At 69.9% G+C, this 19,575-nt stretch carries 16 protein-coding genes; 8 read left to right on the top strand and 8 right to left on the bottom strand.

Translation table 11 applies throughout. The annotated features are described in order from the left end of the window. Positions 1–609: 609 nt before the first annotated feature. The gene (gene citZ, locus G9C85_RS09820) at positions 610–1,746 is read right to left on the bottom strand and encodes a citrate synthase (RefSeq protein ID WP_166039445.1); all 1,137 of its coding nucleotides are present in this window, start codon (positions 1,744–1,746) and stop codon (positions 610–612) included. 204 nt (positions 1,747–1,950) lie between these two features. On the opposite strand from citZ, the gene G9C85_RS09815 reads away from it, so the two are divergent. Then, positions 1,951–3,249 (top strand): potassium channel family protein, encoded by a 1,299-nt coding sequence (locus tag G9C85_RS09815; RefSeq protein ID WP_166039443.1) that lies wholly within the window; start codon positions 1,951–1,953, stop codon positions 3,247–3,249. A gap of 191 nt (positions 3,250–3,440) precedes the next feature. On the opposite strand, the gene G9C85_RS18680 is transcribed toward G9C85_RS09815, so the two are convergent. Then, positions 3,441–4,463 carry a hypothetical protein gene (locus G9C85_RS18680; RefSeq protein ID WP_205254341.1) on the bottom strand — a complete coding sequence of 341 codons (1,023 nt, stop codon included), beginning with the start codon at positions 4,461–4,463 and terminating at the stop codon, positions 3,441–3,443. 119 nt (positions 4,464–4,582) lie between these two features. Between G9C85_RS18680 and G9C85_RS09805 the strand changes: the two genes are divergently transcribed. Genes G9C85_RS09805 through G9C85_RS09785 form a run of 5 tightly spaced genes read left to right on the top strand, consistent with a single transcriptional unit; the run spans position 4,583 to position 9,590 of the window. After that, complete coding sequence (locus tag G9C85_RS09805; RefSeq protein ID WP_166039441.1) at positions 4,583–5,725, top strand: hypothetical protein; 1,143 nt, start codon at positions 4,583–4,585, stop codon at positions 5,723–5,725. Continuing rightward, positions 5,722–6,933 carry a hypothetical protein gene (locus tag G9C85_RS09800; protein WP_166039439.1) on the top strand — a complete coding sequence of 404 codons (1,212 nt, stop codon included), beginning with the start codon at positions 5,722–5,724 and terminating at the stop codon, positions 6,931–6,933. The genes G9C85_RS09805 and G9C85_RS09800 overlap by 4 nt, the downstream gene beginning before the upstream one ends. 27 nt (positions 6,934–6,960) lie before the next feature. Beyond that, positions 6,961–7,917, top strand: coding sequence for a succinylglutamate desuccinylase/aspartoacylase family protein (locus tag G9C85_RS09795; RefSeq protein ID WP_166039437.1), 957 nt, complete (start codon positions 6,961–6,963; stop codon positions 7,915–7,917). Positions 7,918–7,919: 2 nt separating this feature from the next. After that, positions 7,920–9,044 carry a pyridoxal-phosphate dependent enzyme gene (locus tag G9C85_RS09790; RefSeq protein WP_166039435.1) on the top strand — a complete coding sequence of 375 codons (1,125 nt, stop codon included), beginning with the start codon at positions 7,920–7,922 and terminating at the stop codon, positions 9,042–9,044. A 9-nt stretch (positions 9,045–9,053) separates the two neighbouring features. After that, a complete protein-coding gene (locus G9C85_RS09785) occupies positions 9,054–9,590 on the top strand; it encodes an NUDIX hydrolase (protein ID WP_166039433.1) in 537 nt (178 codons plus the stop codon). A gap of 150 nt (positions 9,591–9,740) precedes the next feature. Here G9C85_RS09785 and G9C85_RS09780 read toward each other — a convergent pair whose 3' ends face one another. Continuing rightward, complete coding sequence (locus G9C85_RS09780; RefSeq protein ID WP_166039430.1) at positions 9,741–11,051, bottom strand: tRNA(Ile)(2)-agmatinylcytidine synthase; 1,311 nt, start codon at positions 11,049–11,051, stop codon at positions 9,741–9,743. Positions 11,052–11,224: 173 nt separating this feature from the next. Between G9C85_RS09780 and G9C85_RS09775 the strand changes: the two genes are divergently transcribed. Further along, entirely contained in the window at positions 11,225–12,208 is a 984-nt protein-coding gene (locus G9C85_RS09775; RefSeq protein ID WP_166039428.1) for a transcriptional regulator, read from the top strand. Between the two features lie 128 nt (positions 12,209–12,336). On the opposite strand, the gene G9C85_RS09770 is transcribed toward G9C85_RS09775, so the two are convergent. From G9C85_RS09770 to G9C85_RS09755, 4 genes are all read right to left on the bottom strand, one after another. Next, a complete protein-coding gene (locus tag G9C85_RS09770) occupies positions 12,337–12,591 on the bottom strand; it encodes a glutathione S-transferase N-terminal domain-containing protein (protein ID WP_166039427.1) in 255 nt (84 codons plus the stop codon). An 89-nt stretch (positions 12,592–12,680) separates the two neighbouring features. Continuing rightward, positions 12,681–14,105, bottom strand: coding sequence for an arylsulfotransferase family protein (locus G9C85_RS09765; RefSeq protein ID WP_166039425.1), 1,425 nt, complete (start codon positions 14,103–14,105; stop codon positions 12,681–12,683). Between the two features lie 108 nt (positions 14,106–14,213). After that, the gene (locus G9C85_RS09760; RefSeq protein WP_166039423.1) at positions 14,214–15,650 is read right to left on the bottom strand and encodes an NCS2 family permease; all 1,437 of its coding nucleotides are present in this window, start codon (positions 15,648–15,650) and stop codon (positions 14,214–14,216) included. Positions 15,651–15,794: 144 nt separating this feature from the next. Beyond that, positions 15,795–16,571 (bottom strand): YqjF family protein, encoded by a 777-nt coding sequence (locus G9C85_RS09755; RefSeq protein WP_240148857.1) that lies wholly within the window; start codon positions 16,569–16,571, stop codon positions 15,795–15,797. A 106-nt stretch (positions 16,572–16,677) separates the two neighbouring features. Here G9C85_RS09755 and G9C85_RS09750 point away from each other — a divergent pair, with 106 nt between their 5' ends. After that, positions 16,678–18,705, top strand: coding sequence for a DEAD/DEAH box helicase (locus G9C85_RS09750; RefSeq protein WP_166039421.1), 2,028 nt, complete (start codon positions 16,678–16,680; stop codon positions 18,703–18,705). 96 nt (positions 18,706–18,801) lie between these two features. Here the strand turns inward: G9C85_RS09750 and G9C85_RS09745 are convergent, their stop codons facing one another. Then, the gene (locus tag G9C85_RS09745; RefSeq protein WP_166039419.1) at positions 18,802–19,512 is read right to left on the bottom strand and encodes a phosphoribosyltransferase family protein; all 711 of its coding nucleotides are present in this window, start codon (positions 19,510–19,512) and stop codon (positions 18,802–18,804) included. Positions 19,513–19,575 lie beyond the last annotated feature (63 nt).

The following is a 19,575-nucleotide window of genomic DNA, read 5'->3' as shown; positions in this document are numbered from 1 at the left end:
ATAACTATTCAATCAAGGTTCCGATTCCGCAACCGCCCGCTCTCTCGAACCGTCGTCCGCCGAGACCAGCGGACGCACCACCGGGACCAACGACCACGGCACCGAGACACTGCGACGCAGACCCTCGCAACCCTCAAGCCGACGCGACGCCTCCGGACCTTCCACGAGGTGACCCCCCAATGACATGCCTACGATGCACCCGAACCGCCGACGAAACCGGCGGCTCGTCGCTCTGCCCACGCTGCGGCTGGCGCGAACACAGCGGCGCGGATTAACAACCATCTTTTTGCTTCGGAGGGTCGCCTTGCGCTCTGCGAGCGCTGCGGCGACCCCCGCTTGCAAAAACATGGGTGAAAAAGGCCGGGCCTCGCGCTGCTCGGCCCGGTGAACCGCCGGCCAGTGGCCGGCGGACGTCAGAGAACACAGTAACAGCGACCGCACCCCAACAGCGTCAGCGACTGCACCGCAACAGCGTCAGCGACTGCACCGCAACAGCGTCAGCGATTGCACCGCAACAGCGACACCGACCGCGAACGCGACCGTAACTGCACCGCGACCGAACCGGAATCAGCGACCTGACGGTGGCCGTACGCTGGGTCAGTCGGTCAGTTATCGCTCGTCGAGCGGCACGAACTCTTCGCTCTGGCTCCCGGTGTAGCGGGCGCGCGGCCGGATGATGCGGTTGTCCTCGTACTGCTCCATGACGTGCGCGATCCAGCCGCCGACGCGACTCATCACGAAGATCGGCGTGAAGATGTCGATCGGGATCCCCATCTGATAGTACGTCGAACTCGAGTAGAAGTCGACGTTCGGCGCCAACCCTTTCTCGTCCATGATGTACTCCTCGATGCTGGAGGAGTACTCGTACCACTTCAGGTCCCCCGCTGCCTCGCCGAGTTCCTTCGAGCGCTCGCCGAGGATCTTCGCACGCGGGTCCTTGACGTTGTAGACGCGGTGCCCGAACCCGGGGACGCGGCGGCCCTCGTCGAGCAAGTGCTCGACCCACTCGACCGGACCCATGTCGGTGTCGTCGAGCTCCAGGAGCGCCTCCATGACGTCCTGGTTCGCGCCACCGTGGAGGCTCCCCGAGAGCGCGCCGATGGCGCCCGGGATCGCCGAGTGGAGGTCCGCGAGCGTCGACGAGATCACCATCGACGTGAACGTCGACGCGTTCAGGCCGTGGTCGGCGTGGAGGACGAGCGCCATGTCGAACGTCTCCGCGAGCACGTCGTTCGGCTCCTCGCCGTTCAGCATGTAGAGGAAGTTCGCGGCGTGACTCAGGTCGTCGCGCGGCTCCACGACGTCCTCGCCCTTTCGCACGCGGTCGTACGCGGCCAGTATCGTCGGAATCTTCGCCGTGATACGGCGTCCCTTCCGGAGGTTCGCCTCGCGGTCCGTCGGGTCCGCCGCCGCGTCCTCGTCGTACGCGGAGAGCTGCGAGACCGCCGTGCGGAGCGCCGCCATCGGCTCCTCGTCTTGCTCGGCGAGCTCGCGAACCGTCGAGACGACGCCGTCGTCGACGTGACGTTCCTGGGCCATCGTGTCCCGGAACTCCTCGTACTGGTCTCGATTCGGGAGTTCGCCGTGCCAGAGGAGGTAGAGCACCTCCTCGTAGCTCGCACCGCGGGCGAGGTCCTCGATCTCGTACCCGCGATAGATGAGGCGTCCCTCGTCACCATCGATGAAGCTCAGGTCCGATTCAGCGACCAGGACGCCCTCCAGCCCCTTCTTTAGCTCGTCAGACATACCGTGAATCTTCACGGGGGTAGCCGAAAAGGGTTGTCGTTCACGACGTTAGCCCCGCGAAGTGGGTTGATTGCCGTTTCACTCGGTCGTGCGGTGGACTCACACGGCTGGCGACACGACTGGCGGGTCGTTGGTTGGGGTTGTGCGGACTCGCGTTCGCGTCGGGGGCGAACGCTTTTTTCGCGGCCCGGCGTTGGTCCAGCTATGACGGGGAGCGTCGAGTACGAGCCGGTGAGCGTGAAGGCGGTGCTCGCGGAGATGAAGGACACCGCCGAGCTCATGATCGACCTGTCGTACTCGGCGGTCCTGTTCGGGAGTCCGGCGGTCGCGGAGGAGGTGCTGGCGCTCGAGGACCGCATGGACGTCCTCCAGATGCGGGCGCGGATGAGTCTCCTGATGGCGGCGCGCAGCCCGGAGGACGCGGAGGCGCTCGCGCCCGTCCTGGGCGTGGTCGGGGCGACGGAGAAGATCAGCGACGCGGCGGGCGACATCGCGAAGGTCGTCCTCGAGGAGATCGGGCTTCCGGACGCGCTGCGGTCGGTGCTCCCGGAGGCGATCGAGACGGTGGCGCGAGCGGACCTGACTACCGAGTCGCCGTACGCGGGCCGGGATCTCGCGGACGTGAACCTGGAGACGGAGACTGGCGTGCGCGTCATCGCCATCCGACGAGGCGGCGGTCGCGCAGGCGAGGACGACGCGCCGAATCGCGACGACGCGCCGAATCGAGACGACGCGGCCGGACTGGCGCGCGGGGAGTGGCTCCTGAACCCGGACCGCGACACGGTCCTGCGCGCGGGCGACGTGCTCGTGCTCCGGGGCCTCGAGGAGAGCGTGGCGTCGGTGTCGGAGGCGGCGTCGGGCGAGCCCTACGAGCCGCCGGCGGAGGCGGAGTCCGAGATCGCGGACCTGGAGCGGGCGGTGGACGCGATCGTCCTGATGAAGAACGTGAGCGAGGTCGCGGTCGACCTCGCGTACGGCGCGGTCCTGTACGATAGCGAGGCGCTCGCGGAGGAGGTCGCGGAACTTGAGGCGGAGGTGGACGCGCTGGAGTCGCGGTTCGAGGCGTGGACGCTCCGCGCGGCGGCGCGCGTCGACGATCCGGTGTCGCTCCGCGGGCTCGTGCATCTCGCGGGGTCGACGGAGGTCATCAGCGACGCGGCGCTCGAGATCGCGGAGGGCGTGCTCCGCGGCCTCGGGACGCATCCGGTCGTCGCGGAGGCGGTGTTCGAGAGCGACGAGGTCGTGGTGCGCGTGACCGTCGCCTCGGGGAGTGCGCTTGACGGGGCGTCGCTCGGCGAGCGGGAGGTGTCGACGAATACGGGGATGCGCGTCGTCGCCGTCCGGCACGCGGACGCGGAGGGCGACGCGTGGGAGGTGTCGCCGGGGCCGGAGACGACGCTGGCGGCCGGGGACGTGTTCGTCGCGAAGGGCACGCGGAGCGGGTCGGAGCGGATCGCGGCGCTCGCAGGAGACGATTCACTCGACGTGGCAAATACCGACTGACCAGCATCCGGCGGCCCCCAGGCCGCCGGTTCCTGCTGTGGCGCAGGTTCGTGACTACCGACTGACCAGCGTCCGGCGGCCCCCAGGCCGCCGGTTCCTCCTGTGGCGCAGGTTCGTGACTACCGACTGACCAGCATCCGGCGGCCCCCAGGCCGCCGGTTCCTGTCCGCGTCGACGCGTTCTCGTGGTGCTCAGACGGGGCGGTCGGGGTAGGTGCCGGGGGTGCGTGCGATGGCGGTGCCGAGTGCGAGCCACGCGATGCCGGGGAGGACGAGTGCGCCGAGCGGTGCGAGTGCCGGGGGTCCGGTGATGGCGGCGGCGAGGGTGAGGCCGGCGGCGACGCCGGCGAGGGCGCCGCTCGCGGCGGCGAGGCTGCCGAGGTCGCTGTGGCGTGCGAGTGCGTCGGCGAGGGCGGCGGTGCCGGCGGCGAGCGCGAGGGTTCCGAGGACGAGGAGGCTCGCGGGGGCGGGGGCGCTCGCGCCGAGGACTGCGTCGGTTTCGAGGAACGTGGCGACGTGGAGGACGCCGGCGCCGACGAGTACGAGGACGGCGCCTGCGGTCGCGGTCCGTGGTCGTGCGAGGACGTGGTCGAATCCCTCGGCGTCCGCGGACGTCCCTTCTGTCGTGGTGGCTGAAGTGTCGGGGCCGTCGCCGGCGGTGCGTGCGAGTGCGCTCCACGCGCCGACGGCGAGGACGAGTACGGGGAGCGGGAGCGTGGCGGTGACGAGCGCACGGATGCTCTCGGGCGCGACGCCGGCGGTGCTCGCGAGCGCGAGCGCGCCGGTCGCCGTCCACCACGCGCCGCCGAGTGCGCCGACGAGGGCGCCGCGGCACGTCCACTTCGCGTAGTCCATGACGCGGCCGGCGACGGCGCGAACCGCGAGGGCGCTCGCGACGAGGAGCGTCGCGGCGGTCGCGGCGACGAACGCGAGCGCGAGGTACAGGAGCGGTGACTCCGGGCGCGCCGGCGTCGACGGGTCGACGAGCGGGAGGCCGACGAAGAACCCGAACACGGCGGCCGCGAGCGCCAGACCGACCGCGAGCCCGCGCTTGGCGTGGTCGACGACGCCGAGCGCGTCGACGAGGCGAGCACTCGGCGGTCGGTCCGGGCGGTCCGAGCGGTCGCCCACTCCCGTCTCGCCGTCCGCACCGGCAGCGGTGCTGGCGTCCGTCGCGCGGTCGTCGGCCGCGTTCGGTGGCGACGCGTCTGTCACACTGCGAGAATTGGACGGCGCGCACAAAGCCCCGACGGTTGCGGGCTCGTTCCCCTCTCGAGCGATCCCCGCCGGTGGGGCCCAACACGCTTAAGCGGGTTTCCTGTTATCGTCACGACGTGAACCGGAGACGCCTGCTCGCGGCGGTCGCGGGGGTAGCGAGTGTCTCGGTCGCGGGGTGCCTCCGACTGGAGAGCGGGGGGACCGCGACCGACGGCGAGACGCGTCGATCGACGACCGCGGCGACCGCGACGGCGACCGCCAGCGCCAGCGCGACCGCGACGGAGGACAGCGAAGAGACGATCGCCGACGACGACGAAGCGACGTACCCGACGGGGCTGCACGAGGACGGCGTGTACGCGTACCTCGCGGACACGCACCTGAACCAGCTCTCGCGGACGTCCTTCGAGGAACGATGGCAGCGGCAGAACCAGACGGCCGGCACCGAACACGGTGCGAACGCTCGCATCGCGGACGGGAACGCACTCGTCACGTCGCCCGAACACGACGGCGCGAGCTACCACACCGCCGACGGCGTCCACTGGCGAGCGCCACGCGGCGACGACCCCCTGTACGGGCGCGCGGACGGGACGTTCGACTTCCAGCGGGTCGCTCGCATCAGCGAACTCCGCGCGTTGCTGCTCGGTGGCGCGTGGAGCGCCCCCGAGGCGGTCGACGGCGGGTGGCGCGTCGAGGCGACTGGTGTCGACGACACGACCGCGATGCGGAACCGCTTCGGGTTCGCGAGCGTCGAGTCGGTCTCGGGCGAGGCGACGGTGACGCCGGACGGCGTCGTCGACGGCCTCCAGGTCGTCGTGGAGGCGGTCGACGACGACCGGGATAGCCCGTTCGAGGTCGCGTTCGACCATCGCGTGCTCTCCGTCGGGACGGCGACCGTACCCGAGCCGTCGTGGTACCAGACCGCGGTCGACGCGGCGCCGGACGTGACGGTGCGCGCGACCGAGGACGGGAACTACGTCGTCTTCGAGCACCGGGGCGGGGGCGACGTCGCGGCCGGGGACCAGTTCCACCTGCACTCGACTGGCGAGAACGACGTCGGGTTCGCGCACGGACGCCTCGACGCGCCGTTCGCCGCGGGAGAGACGCTGTACGCGTGGGTGCCGTCGGGGACGAACGACCTCGAGTTCCGCCGTGGGTCCCGACCCTCGAGCGCGAACCCGCGGCCGCTCGACGGCGAGTTCCGGACGTTCGTCGACCACGAGGGCCTCGAGTACTTCGGGTTCGTCCGGGTGCGGGCATGACGACGCAGCGACGGACGCTCTTGTCCGCCGTCGGCGCGCTGGCGGGAACCGCCGGGTGTCTGCGGCTGTCCGGCGAGGAGACTGCAACGACCGGGGACGGCATGGCGGGGTCGGACGCAGCCGGCGCGTCGACTGCGGCGACCGACGAGACCGGCACCGCGACCGGCGACGGCGCCGCGACGGCGTCCGAGCCGTCGTTCCCGCCGTACGTGAGCGAGGACGGGACGAGGGACGGTCTGGCGGACGTCCACCGGTCGGTACTCTGGCGGACGTCGTACGAACTCGACTTCCGGATCGTCGACCTGAACGAAGGGCGCGTACAGCACGCGTGGCGGACGCGACACGAGGACGGCCGGGCGGCGAAGTCGCTGCAGGACGGCAGTCGGCTCCACGCGTTCTACGACGACGCCGACGAGGGCCCATACTGGCGGCAGGACGTCGGCGACGGGTACACGTACGGGCAGGCCAGGGTGCACGCGATGACTCAGGAGAAGCTGCTGACGGAGACGCGCTGGGTCGAGGGGTTCTTGAAGGCCGGCGACTGGTCGAGCGCCGAACTGCGCGAGGACGGTCTGGCGCGCGTGACCGCCCCGGGCGTCGAGTGGCCGAAGTCGCTCCCGAATTGGTTCCCCGTTCGGGAGGTCCGCGAGTTCGAGGGCGAGCTCCTCGTCCGGGAGTCGGGGACGGTCGCGGCGTTGACCGTCGAGTTCGAGTTCGAGACCAACCGCGTCGAGGACGTTCAGCGACGGCGGGTCGAACTCCGGACGCGAGACCTCGGCGCGGTGTCGGTGCCGACGCCGGACTGGCTCGGGACAGCCCGAGAGCGCGCGCCGACGGCGTCCGTCTCGCTCGCGGAAGACGCCAGCGCGATCGTCGTCGAGCAGACCGACGGGAACCCCATGCGCCCGGGGACGAAGGTCGTGCTCTACGACCGCAGGAACCGGCGGAACGCCGGGACGACCGAACTCGACGACCCCGTCGAACCGGGCGGTCGCCTGTACCTCTCGTTCGACGGGGACGGCGACGGCGCCAGACTCACGCGGGACCCGCCGACGGCCGACGACGTCGCGCACCCCATCGAGGGCGAGTACGACCTCTGGTGTCGACGCGGCCCCTTCGAGTACTTCGGGGTCGCGCACGTCCCGCGACCGCGGCTCGCACCACGCGACCCGCAGCCGCCCGCCACCCCTGGTCCATCCGAACAATAAAGGCACGTCGGGCGTTCCGTTCCGGTAATGACGACGCTGGGAAGTGCGACGGCCGGCCCGGGCGAGGTCGACACCGGGCGGTTGACGGTCGGCGAGACGCGCGACGGCAGCCCCGTGGGGCTCCCGGTCTGCGTCATCAACGGCGCCGACGACGGCCGGACGCTCTACGTGCAGGCGGCGAGCGACGGCGACGAACTCAACGGCGTCGGCGTCGTCCGCGAGTTCGTGCCGCGAGTCGACCCGAGCGAACTCGCCGGCGAGATCCTGATCGTCGGCATCGTGAACTATCACGCGTTCCAGGTCGCCCAGCACCGCAACCCGATCGACGACACGAAGATGAATCGCGCGTACCCCGGCGACACCGAGGGATCCTCGAGCGAGCGCATCGCCGCGGCGACGTTCGACGTCGCCCGGAACGCCGACCTCGCGCTCGACCTCCATCAGGGGTCGACGAGTCGGATGATCGACGAGGCGCGCGTGCGGTGCGGGCGCCGGCATCGCCTCCACCAGAAGTGCCTGGAGCTCGCGAAGGTGTTCGGCGCTGGACACATCCTCGACCAGAAGGGCCCGGACGGCCAGCTCGCGCGCGCCGGCCCCGACGAGGGCGTCCCGACGATCGACCCCGAGCTCGGCGGGAGCGTCGGGTTCGACCCGGAGTCCATCCAGGTCGGCGTCGACGGCGTGTTCAACGTCCTCCAGTACTACGACTTCCTCGACGGCACCGCCGACCGAGAGAGCCAGACGCGAGCGAAGGGCTTCGACCAGTACGGCTCGCCGACCGGCGGCCTCGTCGACTTCCACGCCGACCTCGGCGAGGAAGTGAGCCGCGGCGATAGACTGTTCACCGTCACCGACCCGTTCGGCACGCGGAAGGCCGAAGTCTCCGCCGACTCCGCCGGCGTGTTCTGGCGGACGCGACGCCTCCCGCAGGTCGCGTCCGGCGAGTACGTCTGCTCGGTCGGCACCGACGTCGACTCCTATTGATCATGGTACGCGACCTCACCTGTCCGAACTGCGACGCGACGTACGCGGCGAGCGCCGACGAACCCTGGCGATGCACGTGCGGGCACGCCCTGAACTTCGTCGACCAGCCCGTTCCGGGCGGCGACCCGCTCCCCGTGAGCCAGCTCGACACCCGCCGCGGCCTGTGGACGTTCCACGAGTTCCTCCCCGTCGAGCGCCGCGTGAGCTTCGACGAGGGGTTCACGCCGCTCGTCGACGCCGACGACTGGGGCGCGTCGTTCAAGCTCGAGTACCTGTTCCCCTCCGGGTCGTTCAAGGACCGCGGCGCCACCACGACGCTCTCGCGCGCCGTCGACCTCGGCGTCGAGAAGGTCGTCGAGGACTCCTCGGGGAACGCAGGCGCCGCCATCGCGACGTACGCCGCACGCGCCGGCATCGAGGCTGACATCTACGTGCCCGCGGACGTCAAGCAATCGAAGCTGATGGCGATCCAGCGCGCCGGCGCACGCCCTGTCCGCGTCGAGGGCAGTCGCGAGGACGTCACCGCGGCCGCGATCGACGCGGTCGAGGACGGCGACGGCTGGTACGCGAGTCACGCGTGGAATCCCGCGTTCTATGCCGGGACGATGACGTTCGCGCTCGAACTCGTCGCGCAACGCGACTGGACCGCGCCCGACGCGGTCGTCCTCCCCTGCGGGCACGGCACGCTCCTCCTGGGCGCGTACCGCGGGTTCGACGTCCTCGAACGCGCCGGCATCATCGACGAGATTCCGCCGCTGTTCGCAGCGCAGGCCGCCGGGTACGCGCCCGTCGTCGAGGCCCGCCACGGCGCCGTCGGCACCACCGCGATCCACGACGAGGACGAACCCGAGGCGCCGAACGAGATCGCGGACGGCATCCAGATCAGGGAGCCAGCGCGTCTGGACGAGATCCAGCACGCCATCGAGGCCTCCGGCGGCGACGCCATCGCGCTCGGCGAGAACATCGTCGAGAACACGCTGGACGACCTCCACCGGGACGGCTTCTACGTCGAACCGACGTGCGCGATCGCACCCGCAGCCCTCCGGAAACTCCAGGACGCTGGCGTCCTCTCGCCCGACCACGACGTCGTCGTCCCGCTCACCGGAAGCGGCCTGAAGACGATGTGAGCGCCTGGTATGACAGTGTATCCGGCCACCTACTGTCCGCGCTGTGGAACCGAACTCGGAACGAAGCACGTCGACGGCCGCGACCGCCAGTACTGCGACTCCTGCGACCGCGTCGAGTGGCGCAACCCAGCGCCGGGCGCGGGCGTCGCCGTCGTCGACCCCGACCGGGGCGTCCTCCTCACGAAGCGCGACATCGAGCCGGGCATCGGGAAGTGGGCGCTCCCAGGCGGCTACCTGGAGGTCGACGAAACGCCCTCCGTCGGCGCCGCTCGCGAACTCGAGGAAGAGACGGGCGTCCGCGTCGACCCCGACGACCTCCAGATCGTCGGCACGTTCACCACCACGTCGTTCGCGGACGAGCACGTCGTCTCCATCAGGTTCGTCGTCGGCGCGGAACGCGCGACCGGTACGCCGGAAGCGGGACCGGAGGTCCAGGCCGTCGAGTGGTTCACGCCCGAGGAGTTCGAGGGCAGCGAGCTCCACGAACCCCACGACGTCGAGTTCGAGCGCGCGTGGAAGTTACTCGGGACGGACCGAGCGCAGTGATTTAAGAGAGAGGACGCGGCCACCGTCGACGTGCGCTGACGAGTCGCCCGCGTCGTCCACGACGAAAGCGTGAACCAGCGTCGCGACACGTAGCCAGGGTTCGCCTGTTCGCCATCGAACTCCAGAGCCCACGGCGACGCGACCGCGCACCTAGCGCTCGGGGTGCGTGCGCGCGTCGAACCCGCCCCTGACGACTGGCGTCGCCAGGTGGCGGCGCGCACACGGCGGCACCTCGTACCAGCCCGGTTCGAGGTCGCGGTCGCGCGACACTTCGACCTTCCCGGGTGCGGTCGTCGAACAGTCCCGGCAGCGATAGCCCTGGTCGCGGCCGGCGGACTTCATCGACCGCCCGCACTCGGGGCAGTCCGGGGTCGCGAGTTCGGTCTCCACGCGCTCGCGGAGTGCGACCTTCTCCAGCTTCAGCGTCCCGTCGCTCACCTCGCCACAGGCCGTCACGCGGTCGCCCGGCACCAGCGACCGCACGCGATCCCGGAAGTGCTTCGTCGGCTCGAACGCCGCTGCTTCCCGCAGAGTCCCGCTCTCGCTTTCGTCCTCGTCAGCGCCCACGTCCGCGAGCGGGACGAAGACGTGGCCGCCGCGACGCGTCTCCGGTTCGCCGGCGACCGTCGCGTCCACGCGGTACGCGCGTCCGTCCTCGAGCGCCGCGAGCGACGGCGCCGACCGGAGGTGGGCGTCCGTCCCCTGGTTCGTGACGAACGTCTCGCGTGCGAGCACCGGCTCCGTCCCCGTCGAGTCGGTCGTTTCGTCGACGACTCGCCGGCACGCCGCGGGGTCGTCGCCGCGGACCGCGAGGAGGATCGGGCACGGCGTCCGCGGAACGCAGACGAGGTCACCGGTCACGCGGTCGACGGTGTCCCACGCGTCCGGATAGGCGTCGTCCGCGGCCGCGAACAGCGCGTCCGCGTCCACGTCGCGGTCTGTCCCCCAGCGGTCGCGCTCGCGGTACGCGATGTGCTCGACGGTCCAGTCGGTGAATCCGCACCATGCGCCGACGGCGGCGAGCGCGCCGACGACGCCGCGACCGTCGCCCCACGACGCCGTCTCGTAGCCACAGTCAGCCGCGAGTTCGCGGGCGACCTCGGGGTCGTGGAACTCGCGGACGGCGTCGGCCGCGAACGTGCCGACTGCGTCTGGGACGTCCTCGGGGTCTCCGGGTGCGGCGACGACCCCCGGGTTCGTTCCCGGGTCGGCGATTTGCGCCGACTCCTCGACGATCCCGCGAGCGACATCGAACGCCTCCTCGGCGGGAGCGTCGGTGTGTACGGCGAGCGCCGCGTTCCCCCGGGTCTTGTGCGGGACCGCCGGGTTCAGCCGTGCGAGCACTACGCGCTCGACGGCGTGCCCGCGGTCGCGGAGCGCGGTCGCTATCGAGTGCGCGACGTACGTCGTGCACATCCCGGTCTCGCGCGAATCCGTGTCGTCGACGCCCACGACCGTCATCGCGAGACCGTAGGGCCTCCCGGTGACAAACCCGTTTCGGGCCGTGTACGCCGCCGCCGGACCGCACGTCCATCCTACTTAAGTGATTCGTCGGTGGAGGGGCCGAATCACCAGACTGGACGCAGCTGCGGGCGTCACAACGCCTATATGGCGTCGTCCACTTACGTATGCGTATGTCCCGGGAGGCACTACTGGGGAACGTCACCGCGATGCTCGGCGACGCTGGCTTCGTCGTGAGCGACCGGTGCGCCGTGCGCCCCAAGAGCTTCGACCTGGTCGCGCGGCGCGGCGAGGAGATCCTCCTGGTGAAGGTGCTCGCGAACGTCGACGCGCTGGACGCCGCGACGGGCGCGGAACTGCGTCGACTCGGCGCGTACCTGAACGGAACGCCGATCGTGATCGGGCTGCGGACGCGCGACGAGGACCTGAAACCGGACGTGACGTACTTCAGGCACGGAATCCCGGTGATCTCGCCGGACACCGCCGTCCAGCTGTTCGTCGACGGCCTCCCACCGCTCATCTACGCCGCACCCGGTGGGTTGTACGTCACGCTCGACGGGGACCTGCTCGCGGACGAACGACAGAGAGAGGAGATGAGTCTCGGACAGCTCGCGAAGGAACTGGGCGTCTCGCGGCGCACCGTCTCGAAGTACGAGGACGGCATGAACGCGTCCGTGGAGGTCGCCCAACAGCTAGAGGAGCTGTTCGACGCGCCGTTGACGGCGCCCGTGGACGTCATGGATGGTGCGGAGGACGTCCGGGAGGCGGACCCGATGCCGGACGATCCGGAGGCGGACCCGGACGACGCACCGGTCGTTGCGGTCCTGCGGCGCGCTGGGTTCAGCGTCCATCCGACGCTCCGCGCACCGTTCAAGGCGGTGAGCGAGGACGAGGAGCGCGAGGGCCGCGACGACGTCGAGTCGACGGTCCTGACGGGGCACTCGGAGTTCAACCGGACCGCGGAGAAGCGCGCTCGCATCATGGCGTCGATCGGGAACGTGACGCGGACGCGGTCGGTGTACTTCGTCGATCGGTCCAAGCGCGAGTCCGTCGAAGGCACTGCCATCATCGAGATGGAGGAGGTCGAGGACGTCTCGGACGCGGAGACGCTCCGCGACATCATCCGCGAGCGTTCGGACGTCGAGGAGCCAGCCTGAGGGCGGGCGTCCCGCGTCGGTCCGCTAATCGGTCTGAATCGGCTCTGTTGTACTACGCGGACCCGTCGCCGTCGCTCGTTTGTCGTCGCTGCGTCGCGGCGTCGAGGAAGCGGTGTTCCGGGCGTGAGTCAGGCTTCGGCCTGGCCGTACGTCTCTTCGAGGTACGCAACGATGTCGTCGGATTCGGGCATGCCCTCGACGTCGTGTTCGGTGTCGACGAGCACGGGGACGCCGGTCTGGCCGCTGACTTCCTTCACTTCGTCGCGCTGGGCGTGCGAACTCGGGACCTCGTGGGAGACGTAGTCGAGGTCGAGTTCGTCGAGCTTCGAGATGACTTTCGCGCAGTACGGACAGCCGGGGAGTTCGTAGAGTTCCAGTGCCATCGCTAGGCGCCAGGGGTTCCGGAGTCAAGAGGGCCGTGGTCGCGTGCACGCCTCGCACAGGAACGAGACGGCGAGAGCCGCAAGTTCCGTCAGCCGGTGAGGCGGGCTTGGACGCGGCCGATGCGGGCGCGCTGCCAGTACGCGACCTCGCCGATGAGCCACGCGAGCACGAGGACGCCCGCGAGGACGAGTCCGACGAAGCCCCAGGGGGCGAGCCAGACGGGCCGCACCCACTCGGAGATGACGTCCCACTGGTCGGCGAACGCGTTCGCGGGCCCGCCGACGACCGGGAGGTCGCCGAGCGTCGTCGTCACCCAGTTCGAGAAGCTCATCGAGTCACCGGTCCCGGGAACGAGCCCGGCGCTCCCCGAGAGCTGGTAGGAGCCGCTTTCGTTCATGTCGCGGATCGTCGGCCGGTCCGTCCCCATTGCTTCGTCGCCGTAGGCCGCGCGTTCCACGTCGTAGGGCGCCCACGGTGCGAGCGCCTCCCAGACGATCTCGCCCTCGGGCGTTACCTCGACCACGCGGTGGTTCTGGGTGTCGACGACGAGCGTGTTCCCGTTCGGGAGGCGGTCGGCGTCACGCGGCCAGTCGAACTGGCCGTCGCCGACTTCCCACACGAGATTCCAGTCGCACGTCCCGTTCTCGTAACGGGATTCGCACGCGTACTCGACGACGCGGTCGTTCTCGGAGTCCGCGACGAGCATCGTCGGCGTCCCGTTCTCGCTCTCGAGGTACGTTGGGTTGTGCTGTTCGTCCAGGATATCGTGGTTCCCGTCCGACCCGAGTCGCATCGTGACGTTCTTCGTCGACTTGTTCACGACGATGACCTCGTCGAAGTTCCGCGGGGAGACGAGGTACTCGCCGTCCCCGATCTTGTCGACGTCGTTGACGTGCGACCAGTCCTCGGTGTTCGAGATCCCCTGGTCCGTGTCGTCGGGGTAGTGGTTCTCGAACTTCCACTCCCACGTGCGTTCGTCGGTCGTGAGGTTGTAGATGAAGATGCCTTCGTCGCTCGTCGACCCCTCGGAGTTCCGGAGGTTCGCGACGAGCAGCTGGTCGTCGTTGATGAGATCGACGTCGTGCGTGTCCGTGATGTTCAGCGTCTCCGTCCACACGCGCTCGCGGGTTTCGGGATTCAGTTCGTAGACGAGCGTCTTCCCGGGTTTGGTGTTGACGGCGAGCAGGTTCCCGTTCGGGAGCGGGTCGACGTCGTAGAACCACGAGACGTCGCCGCCGCCGTCGTACACCCACTTCGCCTGTGCGCGTTCGTCGGTCGCGACGAGGCGCGCGGGCTTCTTCCCGTTGCCCTGGCCGTCGAAGTGGAAGCCCTGGACGGCGACGTACGTCGTGCCGTTGGCTTCGCTCTCGACGGTCCCGGCTTCGAGTTCTGGCGGCGTGTAGTTCGCGGTCGCGACGCCTGCGCCGACGACGAGGAGGAGGACGACGACCGCCAGCGCGGCCCGGAGCCTGTGACGACGGGGTGCGTCCGCGATGGACGAGAGAGACAGCATTGTCGAAATGGAACGCGACGGCGGCCATAAGCCTCGTGGTCTCGACTGCAAGGCGGCTGCGTGGTCGGCTGTCGGCTCCGTCGACTGGGTGGGGTCGCTCGTGGTGGGTTATGCGAGCGTGTTGGTGCGGACGACGTAGTAGGCGACGACCGCGGCGGCGAGCACCCACTGGCCGACCTGGACGTCGTCGAACTCGCCCTGAGCGGTCTTCACGAGCGGGTACGAGAGGAGGCCGGCGGCGATGCCGGTGGCGATGGAGTGCGTGAGCGGCATGAGCGCGATCGTGAGCGCGCCGGGGATGGCGTGGGCGTTGTCGCTCCAGTCGATGTCGGTGACGTTCCGGAGCATGAACACGGCGACGATGAGGAACGCGACGTACGGCGCGTACGACGGGAGTGCCGACAGGAGCGGGATGAACGGGAGCGTGAGCAGGAAGAGGCCGGCGACGACGAGCGTCGTGAAGCCGGTTCGGCCGCCTTCCTCGATGCCGGTGGAGGATTCGATGAACGTCGTCACGGTCGAGGTGCCGAGGATGCCGCCGACGGTGGTACCGACGGCGTCCGCCATCAGCGGTTCGTCGATGTCGGGGACCTCGCCGTCCTCGTCGGTCATGCCGGCGGCCCTGGAGAGGCCGACGAGCGTGCCGGCGGTGTCGAAGAAGTCGACGAAGAAGAACGTGAACAGCACCATCGCGAACGTGATGCCGGTGACGTCCCCGAACCCGTCGAGGAACGCGCCGACGAGCGGCGTGATGTCGAACGCGCTGGCGCCGTACGTGATCTCGCTGACGCCGGGTGCGAGTACGACGTCGGCGAGCGTGTTGAACGGCGTCGGTTCGTTCGTCGCGGCTTCGAACCCGAGTGCGGCGGCGGCGTAGCCGAGGACGGCGGTGGCGCCGATGCCGAGGACGATCGAGCCTCGCGTTCCGCGAGCGTAGAGGACGAACGTGAGGAGGATGCCGAGGATGGAGACGACGGCGACGGGGTCCTGGGCGAGGATGGGGTTGAACGAGAGGATGTCGTTGACGTCGGTTGCGGTGATCCGCATGAACTGGAGACCGATGATGGCGAGGAACAGTCCGATGCCGGGGCCGACGCCGGCCTTGACCGGTTCGGGGAAGAGGTTGATGACGTACTCGCGGGCGCCGACTGCGGTCAGGAGGATGAAGAGGACGCCTTCGAGGAAGACGGCGGCGAGCGCGGTCTGCCAGGTGATCCCGAGCGGTTCGGAGAGGACGACGGTGACGAAGAACGCGTTCAGGCCCATGCCGGAGGCGAGCCCGAACGGTCGGTTCGCGTAGAACGCCATGACGAGCATGGCGGCGACCGCGGACAGGATGGTTGTGACGGCGAGCAGCGGGATGTGCATGCCCTCTGCGACGCCGAGTTTCTCGCTCGTGATGGCGGCCGAGAGCACGAGCGGGTTGACGACGATGATGTAACTCATCGTGAGGAACGTCGTCAGGCCCGCGAGCAGTTCCGTCGAGTAGTCCGTGCCGTGGTCGTCGAAGCCGAAGTACGACGCGACGCTGTCACCCAGAGCCATGATTCACGTCCGACCAACTCAACACCATTATCTTAAATACTTTCGATTGCGAGCCGGTGGAGATGTTCAAATACCTGCATAGGTTCGGGGAAGAGCTAACGTTCTGGCGTCGCGGCGGCCGCTGGTGGGGCAGTCCTCGCGCAGTCAGTCGACGCGTCGGCTGCCGGAGGTCGTGACGTCGACGCCGGGACTGTAGTAGTGCGGGCCCTCGCGGTCGGGGTGGGGGAAGCCGTTCGCCTCGAACAGTCGGTTCTCGCGGACGTCGACGTGAGCGGGTGCGAGCGGCCAGCGCGGGTGGGCGACGGCCGTGGTGCGAAGGTCGCCGCCGGGGGATTCGGTGTAGAACCGGTAGCGTTCCGTGAGGAACTCCGCGAGCGTCCCGGGGCGGGCGTCGACGGCGTCGGCGGGGAGGTGGCCGGCACCGGGAGGTGTGCCGTCCGCGCGCTCGCCGCCGACGGTCGGGTCCGCGGTCGGTCGGTACGTCGCGTCGAACGTCGCCGGCCGCGCGCCGGGGTGCGTGCGCTCGCTCCGGAAGTGAACGCCCCCCGTGCCGTCGCGTTCCAGCGAGATGTCCGCCCGGTAGTAGGGGAGGTGATGGAAGAGGCGCGCGCCGAGGACGCCGAGGTCGCCGTCCGCGTCGAGGTTGAAGAAGTAGACGCCGGGGGCGTCCGAGACGCCGTCGTCGCGGCTGACGTACGTGCGGAGGTTGAGTTCGGGGAGCGGTATGCCGAGCGCTCGCGGGACGCCCTTCGGCCGGACGTGGACGTTCGTGAACGGGACGACCGAGAGCCACGCGTCGCCGTCGTACGTGTCCACCGCCAGCGCGTTCGGAACGCGCTCGCGGACGGCCCGCGGGTCGACCGGGTAGTTGAGGAACGCGAGGTTCCGCCACCCCATCGCCAGCGGCAGCTTCGAGAGCATACTCGACGATACGGCCCGCAGCGCCGTAAGCGGGCCGTCGAGTCGCGTTCCCGAACCGCGCCCCCGGGTCATCGTTTATACGTGAAGGCGACCAAGCCGGTGGTAGATGGACGTCGCGGACCTCCCGCTCGACGACGAGTTCGTCGCGCACTTCCAGGAGCAGGGCGTCGAGGAACTGTACCCGACGCAGGCGGCGGCCGTCGACGCGGGCGTCTGCGAGGGCGAGCGCGTCGTCGCCGCCATCCCGACCGCGAGCGGCAAGACCTTCATCGCAGAGCTCGCGATGCTGACGAGCGACGGCCCCGCGCTGTACGTCGTGCCGTTGCGAGCGCTCGCGACCGAGAAGTTCGACGAGTTCGACGCGCTCCCCGGCGTGAGCGTCGGGATGGCGACCGGGGACTTCGACGCGACCGACGAGGACCTCGCCGAGCACGACGTCGTGGTGGCGACCAGCGAAAAGGTCGACTCCGCGATCCGGAACGGCGCGGGCTGGGTGGAGACGCTGTCGTGCGTGGTCGTCGACGAGATTCACTTGCTCGACGCCGAAGGCAGGGGGCCGACGCTCGAGGTCACGATCGCGAAACTCCGTCGGTTGACGCCCGAGGTCCAGCTCGTCGGGCTGTCGGCGACCGTCGGGAACGCCGGCGCGATCGCGGATTGGCTCGACGCCGCGCTCGTCGAGTCCGACTGGCGGCCCGTCGACCTGAAGACGGGCGTGTACGCCGACGACGCGATGCGGTTCTCCGACGGCGAGGTCCGGCGGGTGCCGGCCGGCGACGAGGGGGCGGCGCGCGCGCTCGCGACGGACGTCGTCGAGGGAGAGGACGGCCAGTGCCTGGTGTTCGTGAACTCGCGGCGGGGCGCACAGGACCTCGCGAGCACGCTGATCGACGAGTTCTACGCGACGCCCGCGGACGTCGCCGAGGAGGTCCAGGCGGGGGCGCGCACGGCGACGGGCGTGGCGCTCGCGCGCTGCGTCGCGCACGGCGTCGCGTTCCATCACGCGGGACTGGCGAGCGAGCAACGCCAGGTCGTCGAGCGGGCGTTCCGCGACCGCGACCTGAAGGTGATCGTGGCGACGCCGACGCTCGCCGCGGGCGTGAACGTCCCGGCGCGACGCGTGGTCGTACGCGACCACGAGCGCTGGAACGGCTCGGAAATGGAGCCCCTCTCGGTGCTCGAGGTCCACCAGATGTTCGGGCGCGCGGGCCGCCCGCACCTCGACCCGTACGGCGAAGCGGTCGTGGTCGCGGACGCGAACGAGGTCGACGACGTCCGCGAGCGCTACGTCGACGCGGAGCCAGAGCCCGTGCGCTCGAAGCTCCGGAGTCAGCGCGCGCTCCGGACGCACGTCCTCGCGAGCGTCGCGTCGGGGTTCGCGGACTCGCGCGAGGCCATCCTCGAACTGCTCGACGAGACGTTCTACGCGCACCAGCGGCGCGCGGAGGCGACTGCAGGGGATGCGGCGGAGGCGACTGCAGGGGATGCGGCGGAGGCGACTGCAGGGGATGCGGCGGAGGCGACTGCCGAGGCGACGGACGCGGAGAGTGCCGAGGGAACTATCGACGACGTCGTCGACGAGGTGCTCACGTACTTGGACGCGGTCGGGATGCTCGAGCGCGAGAACGGGACGGTCCGTGCGACGCCGCTAGGCGATCTGGTGTCGCGGGTCTACGTCGACCCGGTGACGGGCGCGAGCGTCGTCGAGGCGCTCGAACGTGCGGCGGGGCTGGAGCACGTGACGGCGCTCACGGTGCTCGAACTCGTCTGTGACACGCGGGACATGCCGACGGTGTACGTCCGCGACGACGAGGCCGGGCAGGTGAGCGACGCCGCGATGGCTCGACGGGAGGAACTGGCGCGGGACGTGATGGACTTCGACGGCGACTACCAGGCGTGGCTGGACGCGCTGAAGACCGCGCTCATGCTGGAGGACGTCGCCGACGGCATGGACGTGGAGGGGATCAGCGAACAGTACGGCGTCGAACCCGGCGACGTCCGGCGGTCGCTCGAGCGCGCCGAGTGGCTGTTGACGGCGACGGAGTCCCTGACCGAGCACGTCGACGCCGACCTGTCGACGGTCGCCGCCGTCATCCGGGAGACGCGGGACGAACTGGTCGCCGTCGAGATATAGGACTGGAACGGCCGACGCCACCGCTGGCGAGTGCGGTCGCGTCCGAACGTCTGCAACCGCGGGCGAGTGCGGTCGCTTTTCCGACCGCGCTCGCGCTCAGAACTGCGTGAGTGCGCCGACGGGCGCGTCGGTGTGCTCGCGGGCGCGGTCGACGCCGTCGTCGCCGACGGCGATGAGCGCGAACACGCCGACGACGTCCGCGCCGGCGGTGTGCGCGATGTCGAGCAGGAGTTCCTGGGTCTCGCCCGATCGGATGAGGTCGTCGACGACGAGGACGGCGTCGCCGGACTCGAGCGCGCGCTCGGGGAGGTAATACGTGAGTTCGATGCCGGATTGGAGGCGCTGGCGGGCCTCGACGAACTCCTCGACGGCGGTCTCTTTCGTCTTCTTCGCGTACGCGCAACGAGCGCCGAAGTAGCTCGCCATTGCGGCGGCGAGCGTGATGCCGTCCGTGGCGGCCGTGAGGACGACGTCGGGGGCTTCGAAGTCGAACGCGTCCGCGGCGACGGGCGCGGCGAGGTCGAGGAAGGACTGGTCGAAGACGGCGGCGGAGTTGTCGACGTAGCCCTCGTGGTCGACGCGAACGCGTTCCTCGAGTTCGGCGGCGAGTTCGTCGCGGCCGACGCCCTCGACGACCTCGCGGGCGCGGTCGGCACTCGGGAGGACGTGCCCGTTCACGTACCGGTTCAGGTCGCCGGCGGGGAGGTCGGTGAGGGCGGCGAGTTCGTCGTACGTGCGCGTCTCCTTGAGCATCCGGAGGACGGAGACGGCACGCAACTGGAGTGCGGCCTTCTCTGCTCGATTCATGCCAGGTATGCGTGGTTGCACAACTATGAATACATCGAATCGTCGAGGGGAGTGGCTGGACAC

The organism is Halorubellus sp. JP-L1, assembly GCF_011440375.1.
Lineage (GTDB): Archaea > Halobacteriota > Halobacteria > Halobacteriales > Natrialbaceae > Halorubellus.
The sequence above is the reverse complement of the archived record's forward strand: the minus strand, read 5'-3'. Positions and strand labels throughout refer to the sequence as shown.

Bases quoted from the DNA above. Each gene is read 5' to 3' on its own strand.
- G9C85_RS09760 (WP_166039423.1), bottom strand. From the start codon at position 15,650: ATGGCTCTGGGTGACAGCGTCGCGTCGTACTTCGGCTTCGACGACCAC.
- G9C85_RS09755 (WP_240148857.1), bottom strand. From the start codon at position 16,571: ATGCTCTCGAAGCTGCCGCTGGCGATGGGGTGGCGGAACCTCGCGTTC.
- G9C85_RS09765 (WP_166039425.1), bottom strand. From the start codon at position 14,105: ATGCTGTCTCTCTCGTCCATCGCGGACGCACCCCGTCGTCACAGGCTC.
- G9C85_RS09790 (WP_166039435.1), top strand. From the start codon at position 7,920: ATGGTACGCGACCTCACCTGTCCGAACTGCGACGCGACGTACGCGGCG.
- G9C85_RS09815 (WP_166039443.1), top strand. From the start codon at position 1,951: ATGACGGGGAGCGTCGAGTACGAGCCGGTGAGCGTGAAGGCGGTGCTC.
- G9C85_RS09750 (WP_166039421.1), top strand. From the start codon at position 16,678: ATGGACGTCGCGGACCTCCCGCTCGACGACGAGTTCGTCGCGCACTTC.
- G9C85_RS09780 (WP_166039430.1), bottom strand. From the start codon at position 11,051: ATGACGGTCGTGGGCGTCGACGACACGGATTCGCGCGAGACCGGGATG.
- G9C85_RS09800 (WP_166039439.1), top strand. From the start codon at position 5,722: ATGACGACGCAGCGACGGACGCTCTTGTCCGCCGTCGGCGCGCTGGCG.
- G9C85_RS09775 (WP_166039428.1), top strand. From the start codon at position 11,225: ATGTCCCGGGAGGCACTACTGGGGAACGTCACCGCGATGCTCGGCGAC.
- G9C85_RS09770 (WP_166039427.1), bottom strand. From the start codon at position 12,591: ATGGCACTGGAACTCTACGAACTCCCCGGCTGTCCGTACTGCGCGAAA.
- G9C85_RS09785 (WP_166039433.1), top strand. From the start codon at position 9,054: ATGACAGTGTATCCGGCCACCTACTGTCCGCGCTGTGGAACCGAACTC.
- citZ (WP_166039445.1), bottom strand. From the start codon at position 1,746: ATGTCTGACGAGCTAAAGAAGGGGCTGGAGGGCGTCCTGGTCGCTGAA.
- G9C85_RS09795 (WP_166039437.1), top strand. From the start codon at position 6,961: ATGACGACGCTGGGAAGTGCGACGGCCGGCCCGGGCGAGGTCGACACC.
- G9C85_RS09745 (WP_166039419.1), bottom strand. From the start codon at position 19,512: ATGAATCGAGCAGAGAAGGCCGCACTCCAGTTGCGTGCCGTCTCCGTC.